General features: G+C 63.6%; 13 protein-coding genes. 12 read left to right on the top strand and 1 reads right to left on the bottom strand.

All coding sequences use genetic code 11. The features are described from left to right. Positions 1-90: 90 nt before the first annotated feature. Positions 91-216, bottom strand: coding sequence for a hypothetical protein (locus CAPI_RS09630; RefSeq protein ID WP_018017732.1), 126 nt, complete (start codon positions 214-216; stop codon positions 91-93). Positions 217-471: 255 nt separating this feature from the next. Between CAPI_RS09630 and pheS the strand changes: the two genes are divergently transcribed. The 12 genes from pheS to tyrS all read left to right on the top strand — a co-directional run bounded on the left by pheS (position 472) and on the right by tyrS (position 14,116). Then, positions 472-1,512: a phenylalanine--tRNA ligase subunit alpha gene (gene pheS, locus CAPI_RS05950; RefSeq protein WP_018017731.1), complete on the top strand. Its 1,041-nt coding sequence runs from the start codon at positions 472-474 to the stop codon at positions 1,510-1,512. Between the two features lie 18 nt (positions 1,513-1,530). Further along, positions 1,531-4,038, top strand: coding sequence for a phenylalanine--tRNA ligase subunit beta (gene pheT / locus CAPI_RS05945; protein ID WP_018017730.1), 2,508 nt, complete (start codon positions 1,531-1,533; stop codon positions 4,036-4,038). 37 nt (positions 4,039-4,075) lie between these two features. Beyond that, entirely contained in the window at positions 4,076-5,128 is a 1,053-nt protein-coding gene (gene argC, locus CAPI_RS05940; RefSeq protein WP_026157151.1) for an N-acetyl-gamma-glutamyl-phosphate reductase, read from the top strand. An 18-nt stretch (positions 5,129-5,146) separates the two neighbouring features. Further along, positions 5,147-6,307: a bifunctional glutamate N-acetyltransferase/amino-acid acetyltransferase ArgJ gene (argJ, locus tag CAPI_RS05935; protein WP_018017728.1), complete on the top strand. Its 1,161-nt coding sequence runs from the start codon at positions 5,147-5,149 to the stop codon at positions 6,305-6,307. An 18-nt stretch (positions 6,308-6,325) separates the two neighbouring features. Continuing rightward, positions 6,326-7,279 (top strand): acetylglutamate kinase, encoded by a 954-nt coding sequence (argB, locus tag CAPI_RS05930; RefSeq protein ID WP_040356853.1) that lies wholly within the window; start codon positions 6,326-6,328, stop codon positions 7,277-7,279. 32 nt (positions 7,280-7,311) lie between these two features. Next, positions 7,312-8,457, top strand: a complete 1,146-nt coding sequence (locus CAPI_RS05925; RefSeq protein ID WP_040356852.1) for an acetylornithine transaminase — start codon at positions 7,312-7,314, stop codon at positions 8,455-8,457. Beyond that, positions 8,458-9,402, top strand: coding sequence for an ornithine carbamoyltransferase (gene argF / locus CAPI_RS05920; protein ID WP_018017725.1), 945 nt, complete (start codon positions 8,458-8,460; stop codon positions 9,400-9,402). A 38-nt stretch (positions 9,403-9,440) separates the two neighbouring features. Then, positions 9,441-9,887 carry an arginine repressor gene (locus tag CAPI_RS05915; RefSeq protein ID WP_245531650.1) on the top strand — a complete coding sequence of 149 codons (447 nt, stop codon included), beginning with the start codon at positions 9,441-9,443 and terminating at the stop codon, positions 9,885-9,887. A gap of 67 nt (positions 9,888-9,954) precedes the next feature. Next, a complete protein-coding gene (locus tag CAPI_RS05910; protein ID WP_018017723.1) occupies positions 9,955-11,157 on the top strand; it encodes an argininosuccinate synthase in 1,203 nt (400 codons plus the stop codon). Continuing rightward, positions 11,157-12,599 (top strand): argininosuccinate lyase, encoded by a 1,443-nt coding sequence (gene argH, locus CAPI_RS05905; protein ID WP_018017722.1) that lies wholly within the window; start codon positions 11,157-11,159, stop codon positions 12,597-12,599. Before CAPI_RS05910 ends, argH begins: the two co-directional genes overlap by 1 nt. A gap of 5 nt (positions 12,600-12,604) precedes the next feature. Further along, positions 12,605-12,781, top strand: coding sequence for a Trm112 family protein (locus tag CAPI_RS05900; protein WP_018017721.1), 177 nt, complete (start codon positions 12,605-12,607; stop codon positions 12,779-12,781). A 48-nt stretch (positions 12,782-12,829) separates the two neighbouring features. After that, positions 12,830-14,116, top strand: a complete 1,287-nt coding sequence (gene tyrS / locus CAPI_RS05895; protein ID WP_018017720.1) for a tyrosine--tRNA ligase — start codon at positions 12,830-12,832, stop codon at positions 14,114-14,116. The last annotated feature ends 38 nt before the right edge of the window (positions 14,117-14,154 follow it).

Below are 14,154 nucleotides of genomic sequence, written 5' to 3'. Positions count from 1 at the left end.
GGTTGTTGACGTCGCGGTTGAGGAAGCCGTCGAGGCTGATTGTCCGATGGGTGCGCAGGCCGCGAGTGCCGCCGCGCCAGCGCCAACCCCTCACATTCCCAGCAGACGTCGGCGGGTGACGCGCGTGTGTAGAGTGCCGAGGTCGAAGGCCAGGCCTTGATCTTCGACGTCCTCGTGTTGCCGGTCGAGGGGTCGTCCCTCGAAGAAACGGGTCATGGGAGTGTCCTTTCCGCAGGGAGTAAACAGAAGGGCTCGGAATCCGTGTCCGAGCGCTAGAGCTGAACCTAGGGAAAAGTGTTGTGCAGACGGTGGAGTTTCGAACCAGAGAAAGCACTAGTGAGGCGTGAGGTAACCGCACATCTGCTGGGCAAACGCTGAGTGGGCCAGATTCGCGGTCACCCGGAGCGCGCTGGGTATGCTGGTGAGCGCTTAAAACAGGCGAAGAACGAATCTATGCGGAAGGGATAAAACGTGTCCGACACTCCCAATCTGTCCGAGGAGGCGCTTGTCACTGCGGCCAACGCCGCGATTAGTGCTTTCGAGCACGCGACGGACCTTAAGTCTCTTGAGGAGGCCCACCGCGCGCACCTCGGAGACGATGGCTACATTCCCCAGGCCCGCCGAGCGCTAGGTTCGTTGCCCAAGGAACAACGTAAAGACGCGGGCAGGCTGGTGAATATGGCGCGCGGGCGCGTCGAGAAGCGGTTTGCGCAGATCCGCGAGGAGCGGGAAGCCGAGCACCGGGAACAGCAGCTTCGTGAAGAAAAGGTCGACGTGACGCTACCCACCACCCGCTCGCAGGTGGGGGCCATGCACCCGATCACAACGCTGAGCGAGAACATCGCGGACATTTTTCTCGGCATGGGGTGGGAAATTGCCGAAGGCCCGGAGGTGGAGGCGGAGTACTTCAACTTCGATGCGCTGAACATCATTCCGGACCACCCGGCCCGAACGTTGCAGGACACGTTTTACGTCGGCCACGAGGATTCGAAGCAGGTCCTGCGAACCCACACTTCTCCCGTCCAGATCCGCACGATGTTGGAAAGGGACGTGCCCCTCTACATCGCCTGCCCCGGCCGCGTGTTCCGCTCCGACGAGCTCGATGCGACGCACACACCCGTGTTTCACCAGGTCGAGGGGCTGGCGGTGGACCGCGGCCTGACGATGGCGCACCTCCGCGGTACTCTCGACCACCTCGCAACGACGCTCTTCGGCCCCGGTACGAAGACGCGCATGCGGACGAATTATTTCCCCTTCACTGAACCGTCTGCCGAGGTGGACGTGTGGTTCCCCAACAAGAAAGGCGGCGCCGGGTGGATCGAATGGGGCGGGTGCGGGATGGTCAACCCCAACGTACTGCGGGCGGTGGGTATCGACGCGGAAGAGTATTCCGGTTTCGCCTTCGGCATGGGCCTGGAGCGCACCCTTCAATTCCGCAACGGCCTGTCAGACATGCGTGACATGGTCGAAGGAGATGTCCGCTTTACTATCCCATTCGGCGTTCAGGCCTAGCAGAGGAGTTCAAACGACATGCTGATTTCGCAAGAGTGGATTACTCGCCTGCTCCGTAACGGCGGGAACGAAGGCTGGTCCGTCTCTCCCGAAGAACTCGACGCCGGGTTCGTCCGGGTCGGTTTCGAAACCGAGGGTTTCACCGCCATCCCGGAGACCACCGGGCCACTCGTTTACGGCCGCGTGCTTGAAATCGAGGAGCTTAGCGGGTTTAAGAAGCCGATTCGTTACTGCCAGGTTGACGTGGGTCGCGCGAACGGCACTGGCGAGCCACAGGGGATCATATGCGGCGCTCGCAATTTCAACGTCGGCGACCTCGTTGTCGTCTCGCTGCCGGGTGCCGTTCTTCCGGGTGGTTTCGCCATCGCCGCGCGAGAAACCTACGGTCACATCTCGAACGGGATGATGGCGTCAGCGGCGGAGCTCGGCTTGAGCGCAAAAAGCGAAGGGATTATTACCCTGCCGGACGGGTCGGGGACCCCGGGTGAGGACGCCAGGAAGGGCCTCGGCTTGGCGGACACCGTCTTTGACGTCAACATCACGCCCGACCGCGGATACGCTCTGTCGGCCCGCGGTATCGTGCGCGAGATCGCCTCGTCTTTCGGTTTGACCTATATGGATATCGCGACGCGGCCGGACGTCGCGGGCGTGGACCTCACTGCTGTTCCCGAGCCGCAGGGTTCGCTGATCGACGTCTCCCTGGAGCCGTCCACCAAAGCCCGGTGCTTCGGTGTGCGCAAGGTTGAAGGCATCGACCCTCATTCTCCAGCCCCTTTTTGGCTCCAACGCGAGCTGATGCTCAGTGGCATCCGCTCCGTCAACGCAGCCACCGACGTGACCAACTACGTGATGCTTCTCCTCGGGCAGCCGATGCACGCATTTGATGCCGACAAGATCTCGGGTTCCCTCCGCGTGCACACCGCCGCGGGCGGAGAAGAGTTTGAGACCCTCGATCATGTCCGGCGGACCCTGTCGGCCGAGGACGTGGTGATTTCCGACGCCTCCGGCATCCAGTCACTCGCCGGTGTTATGGGGGGCACCACCTCCGAGATCTCGGAGGAAACGTCCTCGGTCTATTTCGAGGCCGCGACGTGGGATGAACTCACCGTGGCGCGGACTGCTCGCCGTCACCGCCTCAGCTCCGAGGCATCTCGCCGGTTTGAACGGGGTGTCGACCCGGCCGTTGTGGAGGTTGCGCTCGACGTCGCGTGCGCACTGCTTGTCGAGTGCGCCGGCGGCACAATCGCCGCGGGTCGCACTCTCGTCGGAAGCGAGCCCGAGCGGCGAACGATCACGATGCGTGCTTCCCGCCCGGCTGAGGTCGTGGGCGTGGAGTACAGCGCGGAGGACGTCGTCACGCGATTGAGCGAAGTGGGTTGCGAGGTCGAGCGTCACGGAGACGAGCTGCGGGTTGTCCCGCCAACCTGGCGTAACGACCTCATCATGCCCGTAGACCTCATCGAGGAAGTCGTGCGCCTTGAGGGATTGGACGCGATCCCGTCCGTCCTGCCGACGCCGCGCGGCGGGCGGGGTCTTTCGCCCGCGCAGAAGCGGCGCCGAGCCGTAACTCACGCGCTGGCCTACTCCGGATACGCCGAGATCATCCCCACGCCCTTCATCGCGAATACGACGTTCGATACCTGGGGCCTTGACGCGGATGACCCGCGGCGGGAGGTTGTCACCGTCCGCAACCCGCTCGATGCGGACTACGCGATGCTGGGGTCCACCCTGCTGCCCCCCATGCTCGAGGCGGTCGGCCGAAACGTCGCACGCGGAAAGCGCGACCTGTCGGTCTATTCGGTGGCGCAGGTCACCCGGCGCCGGGCTGATTCCTCGCCTCTGCTCGACGTCACCGCGCGTCCGAGGGAGGAGGAGTTGCGTGAGCTCGTTGAGTCCTTGCCCCAGCAGCACCTCCACGCGGCGACGGTGGGTGTGGGCCTCCACGAGTTGGGCGGGCCGTGGGGCGCCGGGCGTGCGTACTCGTGGGCTGATTCGATTGAATCCGCGCGGGTCGTAGCCCGGGCGGCCGGGGTCGAGCTCGACGTGGAGGCGGCAGGGTACCTCCCGTGGCACCCCGGACGCTGCGCGGCGCTGTTCGCCGGAGGCACCGTTGTCGGGCATGCTGGGGAGTTGCACCCGCAGATCCTCGAGTCGCTCGGCCTGCCGGAGCGCGCGTGCGCTATGGAAATCGACCTGAGCAGCCTGCCCGAAAACACCCGGCTGCCGGCTCCGTCGCTTTCCGCATTCCCAGCTGTTCTCCAAGACATCGCGTTGGTTGTGGACGAGCAGGTTCCCGCCGAGTCCGTGCGACGGGCGGTTGAGCGCGGCGCCGGAGAGCTGCTGGAAAGCGTCTCGCTTTTCGACGTCTACCGTGCTGATCACCTCGGCGTGGGGAAGAAGTCCCTCGCTTTCGGCCTCGTCTTCCGCGCCCCCGACCGGACGCTCACGGAAGACGAAGCTTCCGCGGCCCGTCTTGCTGCGGTTGAGACTGCGCAGCGAGAGTGCGGCGCAGAGATGCGTGCATAGATTGCATTTGATTGCATAAAAGCCTACAGTGGCTTTTATGACACTCAAAGTAGCCGTGGCGGGTGCGACGGGATATGCAGGCGGGGAGATTCTCCGTCTGCTCTTGGGCCACCCGGCGTACCAATCGGGTGAGCTCGTCATCGGGGCGCTCACTGCGAACGCGAACTCGGGGCAAACCGGCGCCGCGCTGCTTCCGCACGTTCCGCAGCTGGCGGACCGGGTAATGGAGAAGACGGACCCCGCGGTCCTCGCCGGCCACGATGTCGTTTTTCTCGGCCTGCCGCACGGCTACTCCGCAGACATTGCCAAGAAGCTGCCGGAGTCCACTCTCATCCTCGACTGCGCCGCTGACTTCCGGCTGGAGAATCCCGCCGATTGGGTGGAGTACTACGGAAACGATCACGCCGGCACGTGGCCTTACGGAATCCCGGAGATGCCGGGCCACCGAGAGCGCATCGCCGCTTCACGGCGCGTTGCGATCCCCGGGTGTTTCCCCACCGGGGCGACGCTTGCGGCTATGCCGGCTATCCAAGCGGGTATCGCCCGTCCAGACGTGAACGTAGTGTCCGTGACCGGTGTTTCAGGCGCTGGGAAGAAAGCGCGGGTGTCCCTGCTCGGCTCGGAAACGATGGGGTCCCTCAAAGCGTACGGCACCGGTGGACGCCACCGTCACACCCCTGAAATCGCGCAAAACATCGCGGAGGTGGCCGGGGCGCGTGCCGGCGACGTCAAAGTCAGCTTCACTCCAGTTCTCGCACCGCTGCCACGGGGCATCCTTACGACCGTCACCGCGCCGCTAGAAGAAGGGGTGGATACCGCCCGAGCCCGACAGGTATACCTCGACTTTTATGCTTCGGAGCAATTCGTGTGGGTAATGCCGGAGGGAATCCAACCGCAGACGAAAAACGTGGTGGGCACCAACATGTGCCACCTCCAGGTCGAGGCTGACGAGCGTTCGGGCAAACTCCTCGTGACCACGGCCATCGACAACCTGACCAAGGGAACAGCGGGCGCGGCGGTCCAGTGTATGAACATCGCACTCGGTTTCGACGAGACCGCGGGCCTTCCCACTGTCGGCGTGGCGCCCTAAAACAGAAGGGAACCTCTTATGTCATCGTTAGGCGTCACAGCACCACGGGGTTTCATCGCGGCAGCGACAACCGCCGGGATCAAGGCATCCGGCAACCCCGACATGGCACTTGTTGTCAACACTGGCCCATTGTTCTCGGCGTCTGCAGTTTTCACCCGCAATCGCGTGGTCGCCTCGCCAGTAAAAGCCACCCGGCGTGCCGTCGCGGATGGCACGCTCAAAGCTGTCGTTTTCAATTCCGGCAACGCCAATGCCTGCAACGGGGCTCAGGGGGATGCAGACGCGGTGGAGGAGCAGGAGCTCGTTGCCGAGAATGTTGGCATCGAGCTAGACGACGTCGCAGTGTGTTCCACGGGGCTTATCGGTGACCTGTTGCCAATGAGCAAGCTCCGCGCGGGGATTGTTGAACTGTCTTCCTCGCTTGGGGACGAGGGGGAGGCCGCGGCGCGGGCGATCATGACCACCGACACCGTTGCGAAGCAGGCGCTCGCTGCCCGGGATGGGTGGAGCGTGGGGGCGATGGGCAAAGGCGTGGGGATGATGGCGCCGTCCCTAGCAACGATGCTCGCCTGTCTTAGCACCGACGCTGTCGCGACGCCTGAGACGCTCGACCGCGCTCTGCGCGCCGCGACTGCCGCGACCTTCGATACGCTCGACATCGACGGGGCGACCTCGACAAATGACACGGTCATCCTGATGGCGAGCGGCGCCAGCGGTGTCACGCCGACCCAGGAGGACCTTGATGCCGCCGTTTTAGAGGTGTGTGAGGACCTTGCCCGTCAAATGCAGGCTGATGCCGAAGGCGTCACCAAACGCGTGACGATTACTGTGACCGGCACCGGGTCCGAGGCGCAGGCTCTGAACGCGGCGCGAACCATCGGGCGGGACAACCTGTTCAAGTGCGCCATGTTCGGTTCGGACCCGAACTGGGGCCGCACGCTCGCAGCCGTTGGGATGGCCGACGCTGACATGAATCCGGACAAGATCTCCGTCTCTTTCAACGGGCAGCCCGTCTGCATTGACTCCACAGGGACGCCTGGGGCGCGCCAAGTCGACCTTTCCGGGGCGGATGTGCAGGTCCTTGTTGACCTGGGCACCGGCGGGGCAGGCACAGCAACGGTACGGACGACGGATCTGTCGCATGCCTATGTGGAAATCAACTCGGCTTACAGCACATAGGGAGGAGGAAATCTCATGATGGCATCTCCGCTTAGCGCAATGAACCTCACCAATGAGGCGCGCGCTCATGTCCTCGCAGAGGCCCTGCCCTGGCTGCAGCATTACCGCGACAAAATCGTCGTGGTGAAGTACGGCGGGAACGCGATGGTGGACGAGGACCTGAAGTCCGCTTTTGCCGCGGACATGGTGTTCCTCCGCACCGTAGGTGTCAAACCCGTTGTCGTGCACGGTGGTGGACCGCAGATATCTGCAATGCTCACCAGGCTTGGAATGGACGGCGGGGAGTTCCTCGGTGGGTTGCGAGTAACAACTCCGGAAATCCTGGAAGTCGTCCGCATGGTGCTTTTCGGCCAAGTCGGGCGAGACCTACTTGGGCGGATCAACTCGCACGGGCCCTACGCCGTAGGAATTTCGGGGGAGGACGCGGGGTTGTTCCGCGCCGAGCAGCGTTTCGTGGAGGAAAACGGGCAAGCGCTTGACATCGGCCTCGTCGGCACGATTGTCGACGTCAACCCGTCCGCCGTCATGGACCTCATCGACGCGGGTCGCATTCCCGTCGTGTCCGGGATCGCCCCTGGCGCGGACGGGAACGTCTACAACATCAACGCCGACGAGGCCGCCGGCGAGCTGGCGGCGGCGCTCGGAGCGGAGCGTCTTGTGGTGCTGACGAACGTTGAGGGCGTGTACACCGATTGGCCCAATCAGGATTCACTCGTGTCAAAGATTGAGGTGTCGGGCTTGGGCGCAATGATGCCGACGCTCGATGCCGGCATGATCCCAAAGATGGAGGCGTGCATGACAGCCGTGCGCGGCGGCGTGAGGGCTGCCCATGTGATTGACGGCAGAATCGCCCACTCGGTGCTGCTCGAGCTTCTCACAACGGGAGGAATAGGCACGATGGTTTTGCCTGACGGCTACGACGCCTCGCACTACCCGGAGGGGACAGTTTTTAGAAAGGACGATCAGGCGTGAGTACTGCGATCGACGCGTGGGCCTCCTCACTTATGGACACCTACGGGGCGCCTCAGCTCGAGCTGGTCTCGGGCGCGGGTGCCACGGTGACGGACGCTTCCGGCAAGGAGTACATCGACCTGCTCGCTGGGATTGCGGTCAACGCGCTCGGCCACGCGCACCCCGCTATCGTGCGGGCGGTAAGCGAGCAAACGGCGACGCTGGGCCACGTCTCCAACTTCTTCGCAACCCGACCTGTCGTGACGCTCGCGCAGCGCCTCCAAGCTCGAACCGGTGATGAGTCCGCCCGCGTGTTCTTGTGCAACTCGGGTGCAGAGGCGAATGAGGCGGCATTTAAGCTCGCCCGGTTGACGGGCCGGGGACGGATCCTCGCTGCCGAGCACGGTTTCCACGGGCGGACCATGGGCGCCCTCGCGTTGACCGGGCAACCCGACAAGCGCCGCCTCTTCGAACCCCTGGCCCCGGGCGTGGAGTTTTACCCCTACGGGGACACAGCTGCCCTCCGCTTCCTGGTCGAGCGCGACCCAGGTGACGTAGCCGCTATCTTCCTGGAACCGATTCAGGGCGAGTCAGGAGTTCTGCCCGCTCCCGACGGGTTCGTAGCTAGCGTGCGGGAGATATGCACGAGGCACGGCATCCTCATGGTGGTTGACGAGGTCCAGGCGGGCGTGGGCAGAACAGGAAGGTTCTTCGCTCACGAACACGACAACGTCGCCCCCGACGTCATCACGATGGCGAAGGGGCTCGGCGGCGGCCTCCCGCTCGGCGCGGTCATCGCGCGCGGGCGCGCGGCCTCGCTGTTCACGCCTGGCTCCCACGGGACGACGTTCGGTGGCAACCCCATCGCTTGCTCCGCGGCCAACGCGGTACTTGACGTCGTGGACGACGATTTCATGGATGAGGTGAAGCGGAAGGGCGAGCTGTTCTCACAGCTCCTTTGGCAGCTCGACGGCGTCAACAACGTCCGCGGCCGCGGCCTCATGCTCGGAGTCGTGCTCGCCCGCGACGTAGCGAAAGAAATGGTGACCGCCGGGTTGGGTAACGGGTTGATCCTGAACGCGCCGTCGGCAAGCGTTGTGCGAATCACGCCCCCATTGGTCATCACTGGCGATGAAATACGGGAGGCGGTGCGCCGATTTGAGGCGACGCTTGAAAGCTGTTCGAAAGGAGCAAAGTAGATGGCACTGCGGCATTTTCTTTCCGACGATGACCTCACGCCCCAGGAACAAGCCGAGGTCCTTATCTTGGCCGCGGAACTCAAGCGGCAGCCCCTGGCGCGCCGTCCGCTAGAGGGCCCGCTTTCGGTGGCCGTCTTGTTCGACAAGACGTCGACCCGAACGCGTTTCTCCTTCGACGCGGGAATCGCGCAGCTCGGAGGGAACGCCATCGTCGTCGAGACGGGAAAGTCCCAAATGGGCAAAGGCGAGACTTACCAGGACACGGCCGCTGTTCTCTCCCGCTACGTGGAAGCAATCGTGTGGCGCACGTACGCTCAGCGCGGTCTCGAAGAAATGGCGCAAACCGCGACGGTCCCAGTGGTCAACGCGTTGTCCGACGACCTTCACCCCTGCCAGATCCTTGCGGACCTACAAACGTGTGTCGAGAACGTGTGCCCCAAGGAGGGCCCCGCCGGACTCCGCGGCAAAAAGGCCGTCTACCTCGGCGACGGTGACAACAACATGGCCAACTCCTACATGATTGGCTTCGCGACGGCAGGAATGGATATCTCCATTATCGCGCCGGAGGATTTCCAACCGCGGGCAGAGTTCGTGGCGAGGGCTCGGACCCGTGCAGCCGAGACGGGGGCGACCGTGGTCGCCACTTCAGACCTCGCGGAGGTGCGCGGCGCTGACGTCGTCATCACGGACACGTGGGTGTCAATGGGGATGGAAGGCGACGGCAAAGACCGCCGTACTCCGTTTCTGCCATATCAAGTCAACGCCGACGTGATGGCTGCGGCCGGGGATAACGCGATCTTCCTGCACTGCCTGCCCGCCTACCGTGGCAATGAGGTGACGGTGGAGGTCATCGACGGGCCCGCTTCCCGGGTTTTCGACGAGGCGGAGAACAGACTTCACGCCCAAAAAGCGTTACTCGCGTGGCTGTTAGAGGAGTCGCGGTGAGCCCTTCCATTTCAAGAACGGCGCGACTTGCCCGCATCATGGAGATCCTCGATTCCACGCGGGTGTCATCCCAAGTCCAGCTGGCCGAGTTGCTTCTCGACGAGGGGATTGACATCACACAGGCAACTCTTTCCCGCGATCTCGACGAACTCGGGGCCCGAAAAGTGCGCCCAGCCGACGGCAGTAGGCCATTTTACACCGCCAACGCCGGATCACCGACGGTGGCGCCCCCACAGTCGGGGCCGCGGGACAAGCTGCGGCGCATGATCGATGAGTTGGTGGTATCGGCGGATTTTTCGGGGTCCACCGCGGTACTGCGCACACCCCCGGGTGCCGCCCAGTACCTGGCCAGCTACATTGACCGGGTTGGGCTAGACGATGTTGTTGGCACGATCGCTGGCGATGACACGATTTTCGTCCTCGCCCGAGACCCAATGACAGGCAAGGAACTCTCTGAGCGACTCTGCGGCCCCGCCGGGCTATAACCACGCGCGGCACACAGTGACGACAGTAATCACAGTAATGCACGCATTTCACACAAAAGGAGACATCATGACAAACCGCGTCGTTCTTGCGTACTCAGGTGGATTGGACACTTCCGTGGCCATCCCGTACCTCTCAGAGATGATCGAAGGCGAGGTCATCGCGGTCTCGCTCGACTTAGGCCAGGGGGGAGAGGACATGGAGTCCGTCCGCCAGCGAGCCCTCGACTGCGGGGCGGTGGAATCCATCGTCGTCGATGCCAAGGATGAATTCGCGGACGAGTACTGCCTACCCGCGATTAAGGCAAACGCTTTGTACCAGGGGGAGTACCCGCTCGTCTCGGCGATTTCTCGGCCGCTGATTGTGAAGCACCTGGTCCAGGCCGCCCAGGAGCAGGGCGGCACCCACGTTGCGCACGGGTGCACGGGCAAGGGCAATGATCAAGTTCGTTTCGAGGTCGGTTTCCTCAACCAGGATCCGGACCTGGAGATCGTGGCGCCGGCCCGCGATTTCGCGTGGACTCGCGACAAGGCCATCGAGTACGCCGAGGGCAAGGATCTGCCCATTGAGCAGTCTGCGGCGTCCCCGTTCTCCATCGACCAAAACGTGTGGGGACGTGCTGTCGAGACCGGCTTCCTGGAGGATCTGTGGAACCCGCCGACGAAAGATCTCTACGCCTACACTGAGGACCCCGCCATGGGTAATGCTCCCGATGAGATCACTATCTCCTTTGAGTCCGGCACGCCCGTCGCTATCGATGGCCGCCGCGTGACGGTTCTCCAAGCGATCGAGGAGCTCAACCGCCGCGCAGGCGCTCAGGGGATCGGCCGCCTCGATATGGTGGAGGACCGACTAGTGGGCATCAAGTCCCGCGAGGTGTACGAAGCGCCGGGCGCCCTCACGCTCATCACCGCGCATAAGGCGCTGGAGGACGTGACGGTAGAGCGCGAACTTGCCCGGTACAAACGACTTATCGACGCCCGCTGGTCCGAGGAGGTTTACGACGGGCTGTGGTTCGGTCCGCTGAAACGCTCGCTCGATGCGTTTATCGAGTCGACTCAGGAACACGTCACCGGGGATATCCGGATGGTCCTGCACGCAGGACGCGCCGTCGTCAACGGGCGGAGGTCCGACCACTCCCTGTACGACTTCAACCTGGCCACCTACGACACCGGCGACACGTTTGACCAGACCCTGGCCAAGGGTTTCGTGCGCCTGCACGGCCTGTCCTCTCAGATTGCGAACAAGCGCGACCGGGAGGCCCGAGGGTAATGGAGCAGCACACGACAAATGAGGGTGCGCTGTGGGGAGGGCGCTTCTCCGGGGGCCCTTCCGAAGCCATGTTCGCTCTGTCGGCCTCCACGCACTTCGATTGGGTGCTCGCTCCTTACGACGTGCTGGCGTCCACGGCGCACGCCAAAGTGCTGCACGACGCCGGGCTCCTGAGCGACGAGGATGCGGCGACCATGCTGACGGGTCTCGCGCAGCTCGGACGCGACGTTGCCGACGGCTCGTTCCTGCCAAATCCGACGGACGAGGATGTTCACGGGGCGATGGAGCGCGGCCTGATCGAGCGCATCGGCCCAGAGGTGGGGGGTCGTCTTCGCGCCGGACGTTCCCGCAACGACCAGGTCGCAACGATGTTTCGCATGTGGTGCCGCGACGCGCTGCGGGCAATCGCGCTCGATATCTCGCACCTTATCGACGCAATCGTGACCCAGGCGGCCACCCACCCGGATGCCGTTATGCCCGGCAAGACCCACTTCCAGGCTGCCCAACCGATCCTTTTGGCGCATTCGCTGCTGGCGCACGCCCAGCCACTGCTGCGGGACCTCGATCGGATCCGTGACGTCGATAAGCGACTCGCGGTTTCGCCCTACGGGTCGGGTGCCCTAGCTGGTTCCTCGCTAAAGCTCAACCCCGAAGCGATCGCCGCCGAGCTCGGGTTCGACTCGGCTGCGGAGAACTCTTTGGACGGCACATCGTCGCGAGACTTCGCATCCGAAACTGCCTTCATCCTCGCGCAGATCGCGGTTGATATGTCGCGTTTCGCCGAGGAGATCATCGCTTGGTCGACCCCGGAGTTCGGCTACGTCACGCTTCACGACGCCTGGTCCACGGGCTCATCGATCATGCCGCAGAAGAAGAATCCGGACGTCGCAGAGTTGACGCGCGGGAAGGCGGGGCGGCTGATCGGCAACCTGGCCGGGTTACTTGCCACGCTCAAGGCGATGCCCCTGGCCTACAACCGCGATCTGCAGGAGGATAAAGAACCGGTTATCGACTCCGTCGCTCAACTCCGCCTCCTCATCCCGGCCATGACAGGTCTGGTGTCCACACTCACCTTCCACGAGGACAGGATGCGCGAGTTGGCCCCCGCCGGGTACACGCTGGCAACGGACCTGGCGGAATGGATGGTCCGTCAAGGAGTTCCTTTCCGCGAAGCACACGAGGCCTCCGGAGCGTGCGTCCGCATCGCGGAGGTCAGGGGAGAGGGCCTCGACCAGCTCACTGACGAGGAACTGCGAAGCGTCGATAAGCGTCTGAGCCCGAACGTGCGCGATGTACTGACGGTCGAAGGGGCCATTGCCTCGCGTGATACGCGTGGTGGCACCGCCCGCCCACGCGTGGAGGAGCAACGAGACCGAGTGCAGGCACGTAACGAGGAGTTTCGACGCTGGGCGGAGACGCCTGTTCGGAGCAACGTAGGATAGCCCTCATGAGTCTTGATCCGAAGCTGCTCGAGCTTCTCGCCTGCCCTAGGGACGGGGGGCCGCTCGAGTATCACGAGGAAGAACAACTGCTGGTTAATGATCGGCTTTCGATCGCCTATCGCATCGAGGACGACATCCCGGTGCTTCTTGTCGATGAGTCTGAGCCCTATCCGGCTCAGTAGACCCGAACCCACCACCACGCGTTCACCTACGGAGAAAAGACGACTGAGATGACTTCACCTTCCGGTCCGCACGCCCCCACCTCAATCATCGACGAGCTCGAATGGCGCGGGCTGATCAACCAATCGACCGACCTTGATGACCTCCGGGAAGCCACGAAGGAACCGATCACCCTCTACTGCGGTTTCGACCCGACTGGGCCGTCCCTCCACGCCGGGCACCTCGTTCCCCTGCTCATGCTGCGCCGATTCCAGCTAGCTGGGCACCGGCCGATCGTGCTGGCCGGGGGTGCTACGGGGATGATCGGGGACCCGCGCGACGTGGGGGAGCGAACCATGAACTCTCGTGACACCGTCGCGGAATGGGCCGACCGGATCTCGGGCCAGCTGTCGCGTTTTGTCACTTTAGAGGGTGACAACGCAGCGATGCTGCTAAACAACAACGAGTGGACTCGCGAGCTCAGCGCCATCGATTTCTTGCGTGACGTGGGTAAGCATTTCTCCTTGTCAACCATGCTGAGCCGTGACACAGTCAAGCGTCGCCTAGAGGGCGACGGGATCTCCTTCACCGAGTTTTCCTACATGCTGCTCCAGGCCAACGACTTCGTCCAGCTCCGCCGCAATTACGGCTGCGTCCTGCAGGTGGGCGGTGGAGATCAGTGGGGCAACTTGGTCGCCGGGGTGGACTTGAACCGTCGGGCGGACGGCGCCAAGGTGCACGCGCTTACGGTGCCGCTGGTCACGGACTCGGAAGGCAAAAAGTTTGGCAAATCGACGGGCGGCGGGTCGCTGTGGCTCGATCCCGAGATGACCAGCCCGTATGCGTGGTACCAGTACTTTGTGAACACGGCGGATGCAGACGTCATCACGTACCTCCGCTGGTTTACGTTCCTCACCCGAGACGAACTGGCGGAGATGGAGACAGAGGTCCGGGAGAGGCCGTTCAAGCGCGAGGCTCAAAGGCGCCTGGCTCGCGAAATGACCACTCTGATCCACGGCGAAGACGCCACGGCATCGGTTGAACAGGCATCTCAGGCGCTGTTCGGTCGCGCGGACCTCGGGGATCTCGATGAGGCGACGCTGGCTTCAGCCGTGTCCGAGACCAGGGTTCACGAAACCTCGACCCGGACCGAGACGATCATCGACTTCCTCGTCGGCACTGGCCTGGCAGATTCGCGCGGAGCCGCCCGACGCTCGGTAGCCGAGGGTGGCGTTTACGTGAACAACGAGCGAATCTCCGACGAGGAGTGGACCCCCTCGTCCGAGAACTTCCTTCACGGAAGATGGCTGGTCCTGCGGCGCGGCAAGAAAAATTTCGCCGGAGTCAAGCGGATCTAGGCCTTCGAGCTTGACGACGCCCCTGCGCACATAAACAC

Source organism: Corynebacterium capitovis DSM 44611 (genome assembly GCF_030440535.1).
In the GTDB taxonomy this organism is placed as follows: Bacteria; Actinomycetota; Actinomycetes; order Mycobacteriales; family Mycobacteriaceae; genus Corynebacterium; species Corynebacterium capitovis.
Note: the sequence above shows the minus strand (reverse complement) of the source record. Positions and strands in the feature narration are given on the sequence as shown.

What these genes read in the sequence shown, in the direction of transcription:
- argH (WP_018017722.1), top strand. Translation starts at nt 11,157, where the DNA reads ATGGAGCAGCACACGACAAATGAGGGTGCGCTGTGGGGAGGGCGCTTC.
- pheT (WP_018017730.1), top strand. Translation starts at nt 1,531, where the DNA reads ATGCTGATTTCGCAAGAGTGGATTACTCGCCTGCTCCGTAACGGCGGG.
- argJ (WP_018017728.1), top strand. Translation starts at nt 5,147, where the DNA reads ATGTCATCGTTAGGCGTCACAGCACCACGGGGTTTCATCGCGGCAGCG.
- CAPI_RS05915 (WP_245531650.1), top strand. Translation starts at nt 9,441, where the DNA reads ATGGAGATCCTCGATTCCACGCGGGTGTCATCCCAAGTCCAGCTGGCC.
- CAPI_RS09630 (WP_018017732.1), bottom strand. Translation starts at nt 216, where the DNA reads ATGACCCGTTTCTTCGAGGGACGACCCCTCGACCGGCAACACGAGGAC.
- CAPI_RS05925 (WP_040356852.1), top strand. Translation starts at nt 7,312, where the DNA reads ATGGACACCTACGGGGCGCCTCAGCTCGAGCTGGTCTCGGGCGCGGGT.
- CAPI_RS05900 (WP_018017721.1), top strand. Translation starts at nt 12,605, where the DNA reads ATGAGTCTTGATCCGAAGCTGCTCGAGCTTCTCGCCTGCCCTAGGGAC.
- argC (WP_026157151.1), top strand. Translation starts at nt 4,076, where the DNA reads ATGACACTCAAAGTAGCCGTGGCGGGTGCGACGGGATATGCAGGCGGG.
- argF (WP_018017725.1), top strand. Translation starts at nt 8,458, where the DNA reads ATGGCACTGCGGCATTTTCTTTCCGACGATGACCTCACGCCCCAGGAA.
- tyrS (WP_018017720.1), top strand. Translation starts at nt 12,830, where the DNA reads ATGACTTCACCTTCCGGTCCGCACGCCCCCACCTCAATCATCGACGAG.
- argB (WP_040356853.1), top strand. Translation starts at nt 6,326, where the DNA reads ATGGCATCTCCGCTTAGCGCAATGAACCTCACCAATGAGGCGCGCGCT.
- CAPI_RS05910 (WP_018017723.1), top strand. Translation starts at nt 9,955, where the DNA reads ATGACAAACCGCGTCGTTCTTGCGTACTCAGGTGGATTGGACACTTCC.